The 17,879-nt window shown below is 26.1% G+C and carries 21 protein-coding genes; 10 read left to right on the forward strand and 11 right to left on the reverse strand.

What is annotated here, in order from left to right:
• Nucleotides 1-18 precede the first annotated feature (18 nt).
• The 4 genes from AMRN_RS05145 to AMRN_RS05160 form a co-directional block, all read right to left on the reverse strand.
• Nucleotides 19-477 (reverse strand): EF-hand domain-containing protein, encoded by a 459-nt coding sequence (locus AMRN_RS05145; protein ID WP_099344766.1) that lies wholly within the window; start codon nt 475-477, stop codon nt 19-21.
• A gap of 63 nt (nt 478-540) precedes the next feature.
• Complete coding sequence (locus tag AMRN_RS05150; protein ID WP_099312756.1) at nt 541-1,059, reverse strand: class I SAM-dependent methyltransferase; 519 nt, start codon at nt 1,057-1,059, stop codon at nt 541-543.
• Nucleotides 1,060-1,098: 39 nt separating this feature from the next.
• Nucleotides 1,099-1,860, reverse strand: a complete 762-nt coding sequence (locus AMRN_RS05155) for an acyl-CoA dehydratase activase (protein ID WP_099312754.1) — start codon at nt 1,858-1,860, stop codon at nt 1,099-1,101.
• On the reverse strand, nt 1,861-3,186 hold the full coding sequence (locus AMRN_RS05160; protein WP_099312752.1) for a double-cubane-cluster-containing anaerobic reductase: 1,326 nt from the start codon (nt 3,184-3,186) through the stop codon (nt 1,861-1,863).
• Nucleotides 3,187-3,420: 234 nt separating this feature from the next.
• Between AMRN_RS05160 and AMRN_RS05165 the strand changes: the two genes are divergently transcribed.
• Nucleotides 3,421-4,650 carry a DUF711 family protein gene (locus tag AMRN_RS05165; protein ID WP_099312750.1) on the forward strand — a complete coding sequence of 410 codons (1,230 nt, stop codon included), beginning with the start codon at nt 3,421-3,423 and terminating at the stop codon, nt 4,648-4,650.
• Between the two features lie 14 nt (nt 4,651-4,664).
• Here the strand turns inward: AMRN_RS05165 and AMRN_RS05170 are convergent, their stop codons facing one another.
• Entirely contained in the window at nt 4,665-5,063 is a 399-nt protein-coding gene (locus AMRN_RS05170; protein ID WP_099312748.1) for a hypothetical protein, read from the reverse strand.
• A 114-nt stretch (nt 5,064-5,177) separates the two neighbouring features.
• Between AMRN_RS05170 and AMRN_RS05175 the strand changes: the two genes are divergently transcribed.
• Nucleotides 5,178-5,822: a DsbA family protein gene (locus AMRN_RS05175; RefSeq protein ID WP_165772884.1), complete on the forward strand. Its 645-nt coding sequence runs from the start codon at nt 5,178-5,180 to the stop codon at nt 5,820-5,822.
• Nucleotides 5,823-5,829: 7 nt separating this feature from the next.
• Here AMRN_RS05175 and AMRN_RS05180 read toward each other — a convergent pair whose 3' ends face one another.
• Nucleotides 5,830-6,495: a small multi-drug export protein gene (locus AMRN_RS05180; RefSeq protein WP_099312744.1), complete on the reverse strand. Its 666-nt coding sequence runs from the start codon at nt 6,493-6,495 to the stop codon at nt 5,830-5,832.
• Between the two features lie 109 nt (nt 6,496-6,604).
• Here AMRN_RS05180 and AMRN_RS05185 point away from each other — a divergent pair, with 109 nt between their 5' ends.
• The gene (locus tag AMRN_RS05185; RefSeq protein WP_099312743.1) at nt 6,605-6,997 is read left to right on the forward strand and encodes a DUF3010 family protein; all 393 of its coding nucleotides are present in this window, start codon (nt 6,605-6,607) and stop codon (nt 6,995-6,997) included.
• On the opposite strand, the gene AMRN_RS05190 is transcribed toward AMRN_RS05185, so the two are convergent.
• A complete protein-coding gene (locus tag AMRN_RS05190; RefSeq protein WP_099312741.1) occupies nt 6,994-7,962 on the reverse strand; it encodes an NAD(P)-binding domain-containing protein in 969 nt (322 codons plus the stop codon). The genes AMRN_RS05185 and AMRN_RS05190 overlap by 4 nt on opposite strands.
• 172 nt (nt 7,963-8,134) lie before the next feature.
• Between AMRN_RS05190 and AMRN_RS05195 the strand changes: the two genes are divergently transcribed.
• A complete protein-coding gene (locus tag AMRN_RS05195; RefSeq protein WP_118897374.1) occupies nt 8,135-9,727 on the forward strand; it encodes a cation:proton antiporter domain-containing protein in 1,593 nt (530 codons plus the stop codon).
• 66 nt (nt 9,728-9,793) lie between these two features.
• Nucleotides 9,794-11,638: a GGDEF domain-containing protein gene (locus tag AMRN_RS05200; RefSeq protein ID WP_099311626.1), complete on the forward strand. Its 1,845-nt coding sequence runs from the start codon at nt 9,794-9,796 to the stop codon at nt 11,636-11,638.
• Between the two features lie 54 nt (nt 11,639-11,692).
• Here AMRN_RS05200 and AMRN_RS05205 read toward each other — a convergent pair whose 3' ends face one another.
• Complete coding sequence (locus AMRN_RS05205; RefSeq protein ID WP_191282166.1) at nt 11,693-12,256, reverse strand: DJ-1/PfpI family protein; 564 nt, start codon at nt 12,254-12,256, stop codon at nt 11,693-11,695.
• 11 nt (nt 12,257-12,267) lie between these two features.
• On the reverse strand, nt 12,268-12,489 hold the full coding sequence (locus AMRN_RS05210; protein WP_099311624.1) for a hypothetical protein: 222 nt from the start codon (nt 12,487-12,489) through the stop codon (nt 12,268-12,270).
• A gap of 91 nt (nt 12,490-12,580) precedes the next feature.
• On the opposite strand from AMRN_RS05210, the gene AMRN_RS05215 reads away from it, so the two are divergent.
• Nucleotides 12,581-13,426 (forward strand): YitT family protein, encoded by an 846-nt coding sequence (locus AMRN_RS05215; RefSeq protein ID WP_099311623.1) that lies wholly within the window; start codon nt 12,581-12,583, stop codon nt 13,424-13,426.
• 9 nt (nt 13,427-13,435) lie between these two features.
• On the opposite strand, the gene AMRN_RS05220 is transcribed toward AMRN_RS05215, so the two are convergent.
• The gene (locus AMRN_RS05220; protein WP_099311622.1) at nt 13,436-14,410 is read right to left on the reverse strand and encodes an endonuclease/exonuclease/phosphatase family protein; all 975 of its coding nucleotides are present in this window, start codon (nt 14,408-14,410) and stop codon (nt 13,436-13,438) included.
• A 71-nt stretch (nt 14,411-14,481) separates the two neighbouring features.
• Here AMRN_RS05220 and AMRN_RS05225 point away from each other — a divergent pair, with 71 nt between their 5' ends.
• Entirely contained in the window at nt 14,482-14,853 is a 372-nt protein-coding gene (locus AMRN_RS05225) for a S24 family peptidase (protein ID WP_099311621.1), read from the forward strand.
• A gap of 16 nt (nt 14,854-14,869) precedes the next feature.
• Here AMRN_RS05225 and AMRN_RS05230 read toward each other — a convergent pair whose 3' ends face one another.
• Nucleotides 14,870-16,057 (reverse strand): EAL domain-containing protein, encoded by a 1,188-nt coding sequence (locus tag AMRN_RS05230; protein WP_099311620.1) that lies wholly within the window; start codon nt 16,055-16,057, stop codon nt 14,870-14,872.
• Between the two features lie 164 nt (nt 16,058-16,221).
• Between AMRN_RS05230 and AMRN_RS05235 the strand changes: the two genes are divergently transcribed.
• The 3 genes from AMRN_RS05235 to AMRN_RS05245 are packed head-to-tail and all read left to right on the forward strand — an operon-like array spanning nt 16,222 to nt 17,869.
• Nucleotides 16,222-16,653, forward strand: a complete 432-nt coding sequence (locus AMRN_RS05235; protein WP_099311619.1) for a disulfide oxidoreductase — start codon at nt 16,222-16,224, stop codon at nt 16,651-16,653.
• Nucleotides 16,643-17,287 carry a DsbA family protein gene (locus AMRN_RS05240; RefSeq protein ID WP_099311618.1) on the forward strand — a complete coding sequence of 215 codons (645 nt, stop codon included), beginning with the start codon at nt 16,643-16,645 and terminating at the stop codon, nt 17,285-17,287. Before AMRN_RS05235 ends, AMRN_RS05240 begins: the two co-directional genes overlap by 11 nt.
• Nucleotides 17,288-17,299: 12 nt before the next feature.
• Nucleotides 17,300-17,869, forward strand: coding sequence for a TlpA family protein disulfide reductase (locus AMRN_RS05245; protein WP_099311617.1), 570 nt, complete (start codon nt 17,300-17,302; stop codon nt 17,867-17,869).
• The last annotated feature ends 10 nt before the right edge of the window (nt 17,870-17,879 follow it).

Consider the following 17,879-nt stretch of genomic DNA (forward strand, 5'->3'; position numbering starts at 1 on the left):
CTAAGAGAGAAAACTCTCTTAGTTATTTAAACCTCTTCCTTGACCATTGTTCATGCCTTGACCTCGATTCATTCCTTGACCATTGTTCATGCCTTGACCTCGATTCATTCCTTGACCATTGTTCATGCCTTGACCTCGATTCATTCCTTGACCATTGTTCATGCCTTTATTGTTCATTCTCGTTGACATTTTATTTAATTGATAACTTTGTAACTCTTGTGTTGTTATTTTTTTATCACCATTTTTATCAATGTCTTCAAAACTTGGAGCATTTTGTGCATTTCTCATAGGCATATTTTGATTAGCTTTTTGAGTCATTCTTTCAGCTCTTACATCATAAAACTCTTTTGAAGTTATTTCTCCATCAGAATTTTGATCATATGAGTTAAAAGGAATTGGCCCTCTATTTGGAAAATTTTGGGCAACAAGTAGCGTACATGTAGCTATAGATAATATAGCAATTTTAAAAGTTTTCATCGCTTTTCCTTTTTTTAATCTTACTGAAATTATAACATTGAAATTTTAATGAATATTTAATATTTAAGTCATATATAAGTAAATAGGAGTTTTAAATAGGTCATTTGCATATAGTTTATCTCTATACTTTATATTAAAAAAAGAAAAAGTATTACTAATAATTGTAGTGTTAATTGAGTCTTCAAATAGCTTATCTTCGAGCTTTTTCATCCCTTTAAAGTATAAATAACAAACTAAAGTTGCATTTTTCAAATCTTGTTTTAAAAAATCTTTTTTATAAAAATGAAGATTTTCTAATCTTAATAGTTTTTTTAGAAAAATAGAGATTAACCATGGGAAAAATGATAATTCATAGCCAATTATTTTTCTATTTGGAAGATTTGAAGCCAAAAAAATTGCTAAACTTCCAAAGCCAGAGCCTAAATCAATAATAGTTTTATTTTCTGTTTTCTTTACATAGTCTAAGATTATTTTATGTGAAGCTTTTGAACTTGGCATGGGAGAAATCCCAATTTTTAATGAAGAAATCACAATAGCACAAACAATTATAAGTAAAAAAATTAGTAAATAAAACTCAAACATAAGTTTATTTTACATTGAGCAAACTTAAAAGTTCACTCTTTAAAGTTCAGTACTTACTTCATGACCAGCAAGTGCTGCACCTACTGCTCCAGCTAATTGAGGGTGTTTTGATGCAATTACTTCTTTATCTAATTTTAAAGCTACTAAATGTAATAAAAAAGGATTTAATGCTCCTCCTCCTGAAAATATAATCTTATCACTTTTTATTGCAAATTTCCTTGCCATTGAAGCAAGTCTTGATGCAATTGATTCATGAACTGCATAACAAATGTTTGAAGCACTCTCTTTTTTTGCTATGAGTGAGATTACTTCAGATTCTGCAAAAACTGCACACATACTTGAAATAGTTAATTCTTTTGTTGCTTCAAATCCTATTTTTGAAAACTCTTCTAGTTCTAAACCCATTCTGTTTGAAGCAATTTCTAAAAATTTTCCAGTTCCTGCTGCGCATTTATCATTCATCTTAAAATCAATAAAACCACCAGTTAAATCAAGTTTTATTACTTTACTATCTTGACCTCCTAAATCAATAACCATATCTGCATCATTTTGAAAATAGTGTGCTGCTTTCGCGTGGGCTTTTATTTCACTAATTATTGGGCAATCAAAAAGTTCTTGAACCATATGTCTTCCATACCCTGTGGATACTAACATTTCAACATTTTTATCTTTAAGATATTCTTGAACTATTTCATCTTGATTTACAATGGTTGGTATGGTTTTTGTATCTATTATATTTTTTTGTTCATCAAGTCCACATATTTTTGTATATGTGGACCCTATATCTACTCCCCAGTACATTTAGTTTTGTTTCTTTTTAAAAGCAGCAGCTTCTTTTTTAAAATTAATACTTTCTAAAAATGCTTCAACTCTTGTTTTTATTTGCCCTGCATCTTCTGGTGAATAATCAGATTCAATTACCAAACATGGAATTCCTTCTTTTTCAAGTGCTTGTGTAACCAAATGAGCTTCAACATTATATGTATGACAAAATGATAAAGTATAATAAATTACTCCATTTGCTTGTCTATCTTTATACATTTGTAAGATTTTATCAATTCTTGGTGCATTAGGTGTAAAACATGCACAATCAACTGCACTATATTTATCAAGTAGCTTTTGCATTAATTCATCTTCATTATTTACATCATCTAAATTTACATTATCTTTATAATATCTATGTCCAATACATGATTCTTCATTTACAATTGCCCCTCCACTTGTTTCAACTGCTGTGTGAAGTTTCCAGTTTGGTGGTGCAAAAGGAGTCCCTAATACCATAAGTCTTGGTGTATCTTCTTCAAATACACTAATTTTTTCTTCAACTCTTTTTTCTAATTCATCGCAAAGTTCATTTACTTTTTTAGTATATCTAACAGGATCATCTAAAAATCCCATTTGAGTAACAAATAAACCATCTTTTCCACTTATTGGAATTACATCTTTATTCATACTTCTTAATCTATCTAATCTTTGTAAAGCTTCTCTTTTTTCATTTACTATCTTAGTTCCTTTTTTCATTTGTTCTAATGATAGTTTTTCTCCTGTTATACTTTCAATATGTTCTTTAAACTCAAAAAGTTCTTCTTTCCAAAGTTTTAAATCTTTTTCTCTTTTCATATGTGGGATATTCATAACTTTTACAGGGTGATGTTTATTTAAAATTTCCCAAGTTTTTTTCTTTGCCTCACATGTTGTTTCTCCATAGATAAAATCAGAAGATTGAGTATAAGCACATGTTTTTTGAAGTTTAAATCCATGGGCAGATTTAATTAATGGACAAATATTTCTAGGAAGTTCAGTCTCTGCATCGGCAATTGTAGCAGGACTTCCCCCACATAAACCAAAACATGCTCCTCCTGAACCCACAATAATTTCTTCAGGAACAAAAATACAAAATGCTCCAATTGCAGGTTTTTTATTTTTTCTTAATTCATTTATTTCTGCTATTCTTTGACCTTGCATTTCACTCATAAACCAATCAAAATATTTCATTGCTTCTGGTCTATTTTTTTGTGTCATAAATTGTGCTTTGTATGATTCAAGACCCATTTCCATCATTTTTGCATGTCTATCAACATCTACACCAATATCTTTTAATAGGCTTCTATGTTCTTGTACACCCATAATAATTACCTTTTATATGTTTGCTGTTTTAAGTAGAATTTTTTACATGTAGAATAAAGCTAAGTAGTTTTGTAGTGCTTAATCATGTATGTCTATAACCATAGACCTAATATACAGCTTTGCTTAAAATTATAATATAATTTACTTAATAAAGTATTAAAAAAGTTTACAAACAAGCAATATCTGGATTGATTATTTTTTATTTCTTTGCTAATATTTTGCAAAAGGATAAAGATGAATTATAAAAACAAACAATTATGCAAAATTAGGACGATAACAACATTTTTAACTTTAAAAAAAGATAAAAATAACTGGGAAGAAAAGATAGAAAAAGCTTGTTATTTTTGTGATAGATTAAGTGAAAAATTCAATAAGATTGATTATGAAGTTCAATCAATAAGAATTGTTACAAATGCATTTGAAGAGTATTTGAATATAAACAATATAGAAGAAGCAAAAGAAGATTTAGCATATATATCTTCACTTTTAAATAAATATTCAAATGAAAATTTAAGAATAAGATTTGCTATTGGTGAAGCAAAAACAAAAGAACAAATTGAAATGTTACCTGATTTGATAGCTTCATATGGTGACTTGTGCAATGCTTGTGTAAATATAAAAAAAGATGAATTTGATATTTTAGATAATGCAACTATTTTGCACTGTGCAAAAGCTGTTAAAAAGATTTCACAAATAACACCAAGAGGTGAGGGTAATTTTAATTTTACAGTAAATTTCAACTGTAAACCATTTATTCCTTATTTTCCAGCTTCATACCATGAAAGCTTTTTAGAGGATTCATATGTTATAGGTTTTGAAACACCAGATTTATTAGTAAATGTTTTAAGCAAATGCAATGAATCAAATAGTAAAAAAACACATCAAGAAAAATTTAAAGAGTATTATGAAGTTTTAAATACAGCATTACAGTATCATGTTGATAATATAAATGAAGTAATAAATAGTTTTGATAATAGTGATTTTAAATTTGTAGGAATTGATAGTTCAGCAGCACCATCTAAAAACTGCTCTTCAATGGCAAGTGTTTATGAGTTATTAGGTGTTGAGTATTTTGGTGCAGCAGGAAGTGTAGAGGCTTCTTCTTTACTTACAAAGGTTTTTAAAAGTATAAAAAATGTGCCATTAGTGGGATTTTCAGGATTAATGCTTGCGGTTATTGAAGATTTAGGTTTAGCAGCTGGAACTAAAAGAAAAGATTATGATATTAGAACACTACTTACAAATAGTGCTGTTTGTGGAATAGGACTTGATACTGTACCAATTGAAGGAGATACTTCTATTGAAAAAATCGCTTTAATTATGCAAGATACTGGAACTATGGCATTTAGGTTAAATAAACCGTTGACTGTAAGACTTTTTCCTTATCCTAATTTAAAACAAGGTGATATTACATCTTATGAAAGCGATGATTTATGTAATTGTGCAGTACTAAAAGTGCCATAGAACTAAGAAAATTCTTAGTTCTCTTGTAAATAAAACTTATGTTCTTTATTGTTTTTACAAATTACAAATTGATCATTTAGTTTTTTTACAACCTTTAATTCCCCTTGACATTTAGGACAAGAGCCTTTAAGTTTTGTTATATATAAATCACCTGCATTTGAACACTCTATATTGTATTTACCAATATATAAAATTCTATTTTTTATCAAAATTAGAGTAAAGCTTAATAAAACTAAAGGAATTATTCCTAAAACTAAAGGTGTATTGCTTCTTGTTTCATAATACAAAGATACAAAATATATTAAAAAAGCAACAAGAATTAAAACAACTCTTGTTATTTTTAGTTGCTTTCCAAAGATTTTTATAGGTTTCTCAATCTCTCTTATTAATTTAACTTTTTCATTTTTTTTCATATGTCTCACTTTTTATTTTCCTAATGATACAAAATTAGTTTTTAACTATTTATTATCTCCACACATACTACACAAAAATTTGATAAAATATATAAATTTTATATGGAGTTTTGTATGCAAAATAAAAAGATTGTATTTATTGCAATAATTAGTATAGTGGTCGTATTTATAGCAGGAGCATATATTTACAAACAAAATGAATCTGCAAGTTATAATGCTATGCTTGAACAAAAAGCTAGTAATTTACAAAAAGAGCACTCAATTGTTTTAGGAAAAAAAGAAGCAAAAGTTCAACTTGTAGAGTTTTTTGATCCTGCTTGTGGTACTTGTGCACAGTTTCACCCTTATGTAAAAAAGATAATGAAAGAAAATGAAGGTGATATAAAACTAGTTTTAAGATATGCACCTTTTCATGAAAACTCAGATTTTGCAGTAAGAGTATTAGAAGCTTCTAGAAAACAAGATAAGTTTATGGATACTTTAGAGTTTATGTTTGCAACTCAAAAGTATTGGATAGAACATCATGTTGTAAATCCTAAGATGTTATGGAGAATTTTGCCAAAAGCTGGTCTTGATATGGAAAAACTTTCTGCTGATATTGAAAATGATTCACAAAAAGTTACAGATATAATAAACCAAGATTTAAATGATGCAAAAGAATTAGGAGCAACAAAGACTCCATCTTATTTTGTAAATGGAAAACCACTTGAGACTTTTGGTCTTGATAATCTAATGAATTTAATAAAATCAGAGTTATAAAAGAGAATTATTTTTCTCTTTTATATAATTTATTTTTTATTTTTAAAATTAAAGTTGTCACTACAATTAACAAAAGTATTATCCATACATATCTAGTATCAAATGCCAACAAAAACTCAATAATCTCATTTAGAAAAAATCCCCATAGTGTTATAGCAATAATAGTTGATATAAATACAATTGCCATAATTGTATAGTGCTTTAAACCTATTAAGTAGCCAATAATAGCACCAACAATTGGTCCTGTCATCCAAAAAGGAATAAAAACAAAAACAAAAAGTCCTATTTTACCGTATTTTTCAAATTTATCTTGATGTCGTTTTTTCTTTTCTTGAACTTGAAAAAAGAACTCTTCTAAGGGTTTTATTTTTAGTATTCCTTTAAGACTAAATATAAAAAGAGGATATAAACTAGTAACTAAAATAATTTCAGTTATTATATTTACTCCTATAACAGTAATATGAGGTAATTGCGAGGCATAACCTAAAGATAGTGAGGGAACACGTCCTACAAAAAGATTTGATACAACTAAACTAGTAATTTTATTTGCTAATTTTGTATCATAAAAATATGTAATTAATATAGAAATAATAAGCATAGTAGTTAAAAAAAGACTAAAGATAAAAATATTTCCTTCTTTACCTTTAAAAATAATATTATTGATTTTTCTCATTTTTCCTCTTTTAAAAGTTTATTTTATCATAAGAAAGAAAAATATTTCATTTTGAAAGAAAATCATATCTAATATTTTGATTTTAGTATAATAAAAAAAAGGAGATTATGTGAAAGTTTGTGGAATTGAACTTAAAGCTAATAATGCAATATTAAGTGTAGTTGAAAACAATGAGTTTAAAAATCTAAAATTAAAAAAGATTACTTTAGAAGATGATGAGAAACAAGAGTGTGTAAAAGAGTTCTTTTTAAAGATTGAAGAGTTTTTAAACCAAAATTGTATTGAAAAAATAGTTCTAAAAAAAAGAGCAAAAAAAGGAAATTTTGCAGGTGGAGCTGTAACTTTTAAGATGGAGGGAGTTATTCAATTAAATAGTATTTGTAGTACACACTTGGTCTCTGCACAAACATTAAGTGCATTTGAAAAGAAAAATGAAATTACTTTTCCAAGTGAACTTAAAAAATATCAAGAACAAAGCTATTTGTGCGCATTAAATGCTTAAGTAGTATTCTTATTTTTTATATGTTCACAAATAGTATATCCATGATTTAATGCAAGGGCAATTGAGCCACCAACATTGCTTCTTGCAATATCACCTGCTAAATAGATACCATCTTGATTATTTCTTAGATTTTCATCAACAATTGGGCAATTGTTTTCATCAAGTAATACTGAACATCTTTTTAAAAAGTCTGTAGGACTAGAGCCTCCTAAAGCGTAAACTATTCTATCAAACAGTTCCGTTTTTCCATTTGAAAAATATACTTCAAATTGTCCATTATTATCTTCAAGTTTTGTTATATCTAAATTTAGTCTTAACTCAATAAGTTCTTTTTCTACATAATCAAACAAATAGTGTAAATTTGTAGGGTTTACTTTTGAAAAACTCTCTTTTCTATAAGCTAAAGTAACACTGTTTTGTTTTGCCATATAATATGCAAACTCAACAGCACTATCTCCACCTCCTACAATTAAAAGTTTTTCATCTTGTGTACATTGACTAATATTGAAATTTGCTTTTTGTTTTAGTGTTGGTGGAATTTTATATGTTGGTTTATTTGGTTTTCCCATTGTTCCTATGCTTATAACAATACTCTTTGCATAGTAAGATTTTTCTTTTACTGTAGTGATTTTAAAAATACTTTTGTCTTTCTTTTCTACACTATAAACTTCTTCATTAAAGTAAGCCTCTATATCCTTGTTTTTAACTAATGTATCAAATAGGTCCAATGTACTCTCTTTTGTTCCATCAGTAAAATGAATATTTCCTCTTAATTCTACTTTAATGCCTTTCCAGTCTTTATCAACTCTTTTATTATCTTTAAAATATTTTCTTATAGTATCTGAATGATTTTGACTTTTTTCAAAAACAACTACATCTTTAAAACCTAATAAAACAGCTTCAACACTACTTGCTATTCCACCAGGACCTGCACCAATTATTGCAATATCATACATTTTATCCATGTTTTAGCCTTATCATTTTTGAAAGTTTAAATGCTTATTTAGATAATTATATCATTAATATATAAAATTACTATTTATTAATTATCTATTTTTAAACTGTTTATTTTATATATATAATATAAAATAAATCATGTATATTTTTTGGTACAATAAAAGCTTTAAGGGAAAACAAATGCAAACTATTTTATTTACACTATTTTTAAGTATAGCACTATCAACAGTATTTAATATAATTTTAAAGAAAATTGGTATTTCACATATTATTGGATATATTTTAACCGGTACTGTTATTAGTTATATTTTTAATTTTAATAGTATTGATATTCGTTCATTGGAGTTAATAGCAGAGTTTGGTATTGTATTTTTAATGTTTACTATTGGTTTAGAAATGAGTATAGAAAGAATCAAAAAAATGAAAGAGATTCTTTTACTAAACGGCTTTTTACAAGTTAGTTTAAGTGCTATTGTTATTTTTTTATTTTCTCATTTTATTTTTAAAATACAAATTGTTCCCTCTGTTATTATATCACTTGCTTTTTCTTTATCTTCTACTGCTATTGTATTAAGTTATTTAAAGCATTCAAAAGATATTTATACGCCATACGGAGAAAAGTCAACTGCAATTTTGATTTTTCAAGATTTAGCAGTAATTCCTATACTTTTACTAATTTCATTTTTAGCAAATGATTCTTTAAGTGTTTCTGAAATCATTTTAAATACACTTTTCTCTGCTTTTGTTGTGATATTATTTCTATTTACAATAGGAAAAAAGATAATGAATTGGCTTTTAAGATTCTCTTCAAATACACAATTAGAAGAGTTATTCTTAGGATCAGTTTTTTCAATAGTAATGGGAGCATCAATCTTAGCTCATGAGATGGGTTTTACTTACTCTTTAGGTGCTTTTATTGCAGGTATGATAATAGCTGAAACAAAATATAGAATTAAAGTAGAATCTGATATTGCTTCTTATAAAGACTTTTTGCTTGGTGCATTTTTCTTTAGTGTGGGAACAAAAATAGATGTTTTTTATTTTTTTAATAATATACATTATATATTTTTAATTTTTATATCAATTGTTTTAGTAAAAGCTTTTGTAATTTATCTTATTATTAGAAGAAAATCAGCTAAAAGTACTGCTATTAAGTCTGCTTTATCATTGTGTCAAGTAGGGGAGTTTTCTTTTGCAATATTTGCACTTGCTTCAAATGATGGACTACTTTCAAGTGACTTGTCAAATTTCTTGATATTAGTTACAGTATTATCTATGATTTTAACACCTTTTATAATAAGCAATATTTACAAAATTGCTTCATATTTTGAAGTAGAGTTTTATGAATCAGATAAAATCACACCTATTAAGGCAAAAAACCATGTAATTGTTTGTGGCTTTTCAACTCTTGGAAGAATAATATCAAGAACTTTAAAAGAAAATAATGAAGATTTTGTTATTATATCAGATGATTTAAGACATGTGTTACTTGCAAGAAAATTAGGTTATATGGCATATTTTGGTCACTTAGATAAAAAACCTGTATTAGAATCTCTTAAAGTGGAAGACTCTTCAAGTATTATAATAACTTTATCAAATACAAAAAGAAAAAGACTTATTTGTGAGGCAATTCTAAACTTTTATAAAGATGCAAATATAACTCTAAAAATAGATACAACTCAAGAGAAAAAAGATTTGAAAGATTTGAATATAAAGAATTTTGTTCATGCCCATAAAGAGGTTGCAAGACTTTTAATTAATAGATCTCTTTAAATTTATAACATATTTATGTAAAAAATGTATAATCACAAAAATGTCACATTATAAGGTTTATAATAGATGAGAAAAAAATTTACTTTTCAATTTTTATTAATAGGTATAATTTTAGCAGTTATAGTTACAACACTAAGTCTTTATAACTTAAGAAATACTAACTTAAAATCTTCTATTCAACATGCACAAATTATAGCAAAAGTTGTAAAAAGTGGTCTTACTTCTCATATGATAAATGGTAATATGAATCAAGTTGATACTTTTATTAATTCTGTTGCTGGAATGAAAAATATAGAAGAACTTTGGTTAATAAGAAGTGAACTAGTAAAAAAGCAATTTGGAAAAGAAGAACTTAGAAATCCAAAAGATGCCATAGATAAAGAGGCTATAAAAACAGGTCAACTTAAATATCAAATAAATGAAACTTTCACTAAAACAAGTATAAGAGTTACGGTTCCATATATTTCAACTATTGAAAATGGAATTGACTGTAATAAGTGCCACAATGTACAATATGGTGAAACATTAGGTGCTGTTTCACTGAAAATGGATATAAGTGATATAAAGCAAATTGGTCTTGAAATTACATACTTAATACCTTTTCTTATACTACTTACAATCTTTTTAATAATAATACTTGCAAGAAAAAATAGTGAACACTATATTTTAGTATTAGATAAGCTTGCAAAAAGTATAAAATTAGCAATTGCTGGAAGATTTAAAGAGATACCTCATGAATCTTCAAAAACTAATGAAGTTGATGCTTTAATTGATGATTATAATAAATTAATGTCAACATTTAGAGATACATCTTTGGATATTGAAAAAAGACTTCAAAAGTTTATTGGTCAAAAAGCTAACTCTTCACATATTAATCCACTTGAGAAATCAAAAGATATTATTAAAAACCTTTCAAATTTATATCAGTTTAAAAAAGAGATAGAGCTTGATAATAGTAAAAGTGAAATATATGACAGACTTGCTCAAGTATTTAAAAATCAATTTTCTATTAAAAACTTTGCTTTTTTTGAAATCGATTATACAAAAGAAAAAATGAGCATTATTAAAATAGTTGGAAATGCTTTATATTGTAAAGACAATATAACTGAAGATCCAGAACTATGTAGATGTGCTAGAACAAAAAATGATGTTGTTTCTGTTGATTATCATGCAAGCTGTCCTTATTTTAAAAAAGATGATAAATTTCATTATTGTTTAAATGTTGAAATAAGTCAAAATAGATATCTAATCATAAATTTTGTTTGTGATACAAAAATTCAATTAGAAGAATTAAAAGATAAAATCTCTTTTGTCAAAAGTTATATAAATGAAGCTACTCCTTCAATAGAAGTTAAAATTCTAATGAATGCTTTACAAGAATCAGCTTTTGAAGATGGATTAACTGGACTTTATAATAGAAGATTTTTAGATGAACATAGTAAAAAACTTATTCCTCAAACAAAAAGAGAAAATTTAAATATAGGTGTACTTTTACTTGATATGGATCACTTTAAAGCTGTAAATGATGAGTATGGACATGATATTGGAGATAAAGTATTAAAAGAGTTAGCTAGAATACTAAATGAAACAGTAAGAGAATCTGATTTGATTATTAGATATGGTGGTGAAGAGTTTATTGTACTTTTAGTTGGTGTAAATAGTGAAGAAGATGCTTTAAATGTTGCAAAAAAAATAGCTAAAAAAGTAAGAGAAAATGAGATTGATGTTTATGCTGGTAATAAACTCAAAAAAACAGTTAGTATTGGTCTTTCTATGTTCCCTCAAGATTCAAACTCGCTTGAAGGAGTAATTAAAAATGCTGATATTGCACTTTATGAAGCAAAAAATAGTGGTAGAGATAAAGTGGTAAAATTTCATGAAAGTCAAATTACAAGTGTAGATTTATTTTAGGTTTATCATAAGCTTGTAAGTTTACAGTTTTGTAAACTTACAAACTTTTAGACTCTATTTTAATAATTCATTAAATTTAGCTAACCATTGTGGATGAGCAGGCCAAGCAGCAGCTGTTACTAAGTTTGCATCTACAATTGCTTCTTCAAAACCTATATCTTTCCATGTTCCGCCATTTAAGTTTACATCTGGTGCGCAAGCTGGATAGCAAGAACAAGTTCTTCCCTCAACTATATTTGCAGCAGCTAAGACTTGAATACCATGGCAAATTGATGCAATTGGTTTGTTTTTTGAATTGAAATTTTTTACTATTTCTAAAACTCTTTGATTTAGTCTAATATACTCAGGAGCTCTTCCACCTGGAACTACTAAAGCATCATAATCATTTTCATCTATTTCATCAAATGTTGCATTTAGTGTAAAGTTATGACCTGGTTTTTCAGTATAAGTTTGATCTCCCTCAAAATCATGAATTGCAGTTTTAATTTGTTCGCCTGCTTTTTTATCTGGACAAATAACATCAACTTTATGCCCTAACATAAGTAAACATTGAAATGGTACCATTAACTCATAATCTTCAACAAAATCACCTGCTAAAACTAAAATTTTCTTTGACATAATTCTCTCCTTTATTTTATGATTCTTGCTTCTTTAATAAACTTATCCATACCCATGCTATCATGTATAATGAAAACAATTTCATTATCACTAATAACTGCTTTACCCTTACCAAGTTCTACACGACTTTCTGCGTTATAATAGTCTCTTTCTTGATATTGAATAGTATAGATTTCATCCTCTTTAATATTCATATTTTTTAACTCAGTTTGAGTATGTGGTATAAACTCCATAATTCTCCTTTTTCCATACATATACAAATTATGGTAAAATAATGATTATAATCTACTTATAAAAGAGTAAAAACTTATTATTAGGAGAAGTATGAATAGATTTTGTATAAAAGATGAAATTAAAAATTATGTATTTATTTTATTGGGTTCTATAACTTTATCTTTAGGTATAGTTTGGTTTTTTATTCCAAATGGAATTATTACAGGTGGAACGGCTGGATTAGCTCTTCTTTTGCATTATATTAGCTCATATAGTGTTGGTTTTTGGATGGTTGCTGTAAATCTTCCTTTATTACTTTTAGGCATAAAGTACTTAGGGAAATCTTTTGCAATTAGAACAGTAATCACAATCATACTTATTTCAACTTTTGTTGATGTCTCTTTTGAAATTTTACATATAAAAGCACTAGTTGAAGATGTAATACTTGCTTCAATTTTTGGTGGAGTTTTAATTGGAATAGGTCTTGCTTTTGTAATTAAAGGAAACTCTTCAGCTGGAGGTTCTACAATTATTGCAAGAGTTATCTCTTCTAAAAGTGAAATAAAGCCAGGTCAAATTATTTTTATTATTGACTTTTTCATTATTTTGTCTTCTTTATTTATATTTGATGAAACGGCAAAGGTTTTATGGAGTATTATAAGTATTTATATTACAGCAATTGCTGTGGATAAAATATTAACAGGTAATTTAAATAAAAAAGTTGTTCATTTAGTAACTAATGAAGTTGAACAAATGAGCAGTTTAATAAAAGAACATATAGGTCCTTATGGAACAGTAATTAATGGTACAGGGCTTTATAATGAAAATAAAAAAATGATTTTAATAGTAATAGAAGTAACAAAACTACAATTATTACGAGATTTGGTTAAAAAAAATGACCCTGAAGCATTTTTAATAATCAGTGAAGCAAATGAGATGCTAGGAAGAGGGCACTAACCTTAAAGTTTAAAGCTTTAAGGTTGCTACTACTTGAGCATGGTCTGATTGTAAAAGTGAGCCATCTTTATTTTTTAATAAGTGATTATTAAAAAGCATATATTCTAAAACATCAATATTTTTTGAAACAAATATATAATCAAGTATATTTCCAACAGCTTTATAATAAGATGTAGCTTCTTTGATTTTTGTTTTTTTCAAAGCTTTTCCATATGAGTCATATAAAAAGTACTCTTTCTTATTTTTAATATCATAATCTTTAGAAAATAAATCAATATCTAAAAGAGCTTTATTTGTAAGTATATCAATAACTAAAGAGTTTTGCCTATCATTTAAATCACCTAATGCAACTACTTTTTTTTGATGTTTTAAACTATTTGAAATATCAAGTGCAAGATGATAAGCTTCTGCTAATCTTTGCTTTAATGATGTTGCATTAAGATTATTCATAGCATATATTGATTTTTTTACTTTTAAATTTATTGTATCATCTTCATTGAACTTATATTCATACTCATTTAATCTATTAGATTTTAAATGAAATACATATATTAATACATCAGTATTATTTATACAAATATTTGCTTTTATTGGCAATCTTGAAAAATAAAAAGGCTGTTTTATATTAAGTTTTTCTAAAACTTCTTCTTTTACTTCAATAGTACTAAGTTTATTTATTTCATATTTTGATGCAAGAGCAACTGTTGTTGAGATAAAAACTTTATCATTTTTTTTATCAGTTTTTGCAGTATCAACTACTTTAAAGTATTTAAAACCTAATTGCTTTGTTAACTCTTCTAAAGCTTCATATGAAAAAACTTCTTGAAAAGCTACAATATCACAATTCATTTGTTTTAACTGCTTTTTTATAAAACTATTTTTTTCTTCCCACTGTTTTATTTCAAATTTGTCTTTTTTTACATACCAAGAATAGGGTGGTTTTGCATATTGAAAAAGATTAAATGTTCCTACTTTTATATTCATACTGAAATTTTACTATATTAACTTTAAACTAAAAAATCTTAGTTATACTTCTTTATTAAAAAAGGAAAAAAATGGATATTTTGACTTTAGATTATGTAGATGTTTTTGATGAGAACAAAAGTAAAAAACTTTCATTTTCAAAAGAGTTATTAGATGAAAATATAAATGAAAGTTCACTTTTTGTTTTAAGAGTTGATGGAAAATCAATGCAACCTGTAATTAATCATAAAGCTTTAGTTGTTGCTGATTTATCTCAAAAAGATATAAAAAATGAAAAAATATATATTGTCTATTACAATAATAAAATGTGGATAAAAAAAGCACTTATAAAAGAAAACAAAACAGCTTTTGTATCAATAAATAAAGATTATAGCCATTTAGTATATGATTTTGAAGATGTACATGTAGTAGCAAAAGTTTTATTGACTTTTACTAAACTTTGATTTTTTTATATTAAAATTAATCTGTAAGAATATCAAAACATAAAATAAATCTGTTTTGATTTATTTTAATGGTTTTTGAATAAGTTCTACACATACTTCCTGTTGCTTTTGAAATATATTTTTGACTTAAGAACTCTTTTGTTTTGGACTCTTTAGTAATATAATAATACTCTTTTAAATTATGGTCATCATTGTGTTTTGAAGCTTTATAAAAACGATTTTGTATATTATTAATTAAGGTATCATTTATTTGGTTTCCTAAGTTGTAATCAATTAAATATATTGCTTCAATATTATTATTTTCTTTTAAGACAAGTTCTAACTTTTCAAGGTGAAAATTTTGTTCAAATGAGATTGTTTTAACTACATCTTTTGTTAAGTGTTTCATTCTTCTTAAAATAGCTTGTTTTGTTTTCATATGTTTTTTTACAGCATCTTTGTACTCTAATCCTATGATATTGATTTTATTAAGTAAAGACTCTTTTGTCTCTTTTTTTATTTCATCTATAGCTTTTTCAAAGTAAAAACCTTGGTATATTTCTATATGATTTTTCATACAAGTTAATATCTCTTCTTTTGTTTCCACTCCCTCAGCAAGTGTCAAAGCCCCAATCTTATTAGAAATATCAACAATAGATTTTAAAATGGAACTATTTATATAGTTATTTTCAATATTTGATATCAAACTTCTATCTATTTTTACAATATCAGGTTGAATAATTGCTAATCTATCAAAACTAGAATATCCAGTTCCAAAATCATCAATTGCAATAATAAAACCCAAATCTTTATGTTTTTTACAAAATGTATTTAAAGCTTTTATATTAGAAATAGTATCTTCTTTTATTTCTAAAACAATATTTTTTTTATTTATATTAAGTCTTTCAACTTCTTTAACAAAATCTAAGTTGAAATTGTATTTTTCTGATTTTTCTATTACCGATGACTCAAAGTTTAAAAAAAGTAATAAGTTCTCATCTTCATCATAATAATTTTTAAATTTTCTAATAGCCTTTTGTCTAATATAATTATCAAACTCTTCAATAACTTTATCTTTTTTTGCTTTTTCTAATAAAATATCTGGAGTTATGAGATTATTCTTTTTATCAAAGCCTCTAACTAAAGCTTCAAATGCGAATATTTTTTTATCTTTTATTGAAATTATTGGTTGGAAATAAACTTTAATTTTTATATTTGAAAACATATCTTACCTTTAACAATTGTATAATTATTATAACAGATATTAATTATTATACATATGGAGAAACTGTTTATTTTTTATCTAATCAAAAAAAATAATTTTTTTGATATAATACACATAAACTACACGAATTTTAGTTAAAATTACATGAAAAATAGGATATAAAAGTGAATAGTAAAATTGGTTCTACCATTGTTTTTTTATGTTTTGTAACAGCTTTAATTGCTACTTTAGGAAGTCTTTTTTTTAGTGAAGTTATGCAATTTATCCCTTGTTCTATGTGTTGGTATCAAAGAATATTTATGTATCCTTTGGTGATAATATTTTTGATTGCATTATTGTATCCAGATGACAAACTATTTAAATACTCAATTGGATTAGTATTAGTTGGATTAGCAATCGCTATTTATCATAATCTTTTAATGTTTGGTATAATTTCTGAAAGTGCTGTACCTTGTGTTCAAGGCGTACCTTGTAGTACAGAGTATATTAATTGGTTTGGCTTTATCACAATTCCATTTTTATCTTTAATTGCGTATAGTACTATATTGATTTTATTATATTTAGGGAAAAGAGGTTTATTTAAAGATGAAAAATAAAAAATTAGTATTTTTTACATTGGTTATTATTGTAGCTGCTTTTGTTGCTGCTATTACGGTTTATAAAATAAATACGAAAAATAGTTTAGCTGCTTACAAAGATACTAACAACGCTCCATTTGTAAGAGAAAACTCATATAGTTTTGGAGAGAATAAAGCCAATGTTGTTATTGTTGAGTATATGGATCCACAATGTCCTCCTTGCAAAGTATTTAACAGTGTTGTAAATGATATTTTAAAACAATACTATAAAGATGTAAAGTTTGTAGTAAGATATTTGGCAAATCATGATAACTCTGCTTATGTAATAAAGATTTTAGAAGCTTCAAGAGCTCAAAATAAATATAAACAAACATTAGATGTAGTATTTAAATATCAAGAACAATGGGCTGATCCTTTAAACCCAAGACCAGAATTGATTTGGCAATATCTTTCAAAAACAGACCTTGATATGGAAAAATTTAAAAAAGATTTTTTATCTATTGATATAAGTGATATGTTAGAACAAGATTATGAAGATGCTACTACTTTAGGAGTACAAGGAACACCAACTTTTTTTGTAAATGGAAAAGAGCTTGAAACATTAAGTTATAAAGCTTTTTTTGATTTAGTAGAAAAAGAAATTTTTGAATAAGGAAAGAAAAATATGAAAAAATTATATTTATTTACTTTAGTTATATTTGCTATTATTTTTACAGGTTGTGGAAGTGAAGATGACGCACAAGCTGTTGTAATTAAAGACTCAAAAAGTTTTAAAGAGTTGAAAAAACAAGGTAATAAAACTTATACTTTAGAAACAACAACAGGTGAAACAATTAAGTTAACTGTAGAAAATGATAAATTAACATCAGAAGATTTGAAAAATAAAGTTGTATTAATTAATTTTTGGGCTACATGGTGTCCACCTTGTAAAGAAGAGATTCCTATGTTTAATAGAGTGTATGAAAAATATAAAGATAACTTTGTAATCATAGGTGTATTATATGAAAAAAATAAAGACATGAAAGCTCTTGCTGATTTTATGAGAGAATTTAATATGAAGTTTCCTGTTACAATAAATGAACAAGAAAACTTTAGAATGGCAAAAAACTTTGATGATGTAAAAAGAGTTCCTGAATCATTTTTATATGGAAAAGATGGGAAGTTTTTAGAAAAATTTGTAGGTTTAGTAGATGAGCAAAGTCTAATAAATCACATAGAAAATAGTTTAAAATAGAACTTTATAG

The sequence above is a fragment of the Malaciobacter marinus genome, from assembly GCF_003544855.1.
Lineage (GTDB): Bacteria > Campylobacterota > Campylobacteria > Campylobacterales > Arcobacteraceae > Malaciobacter > Malaciobacter marinus.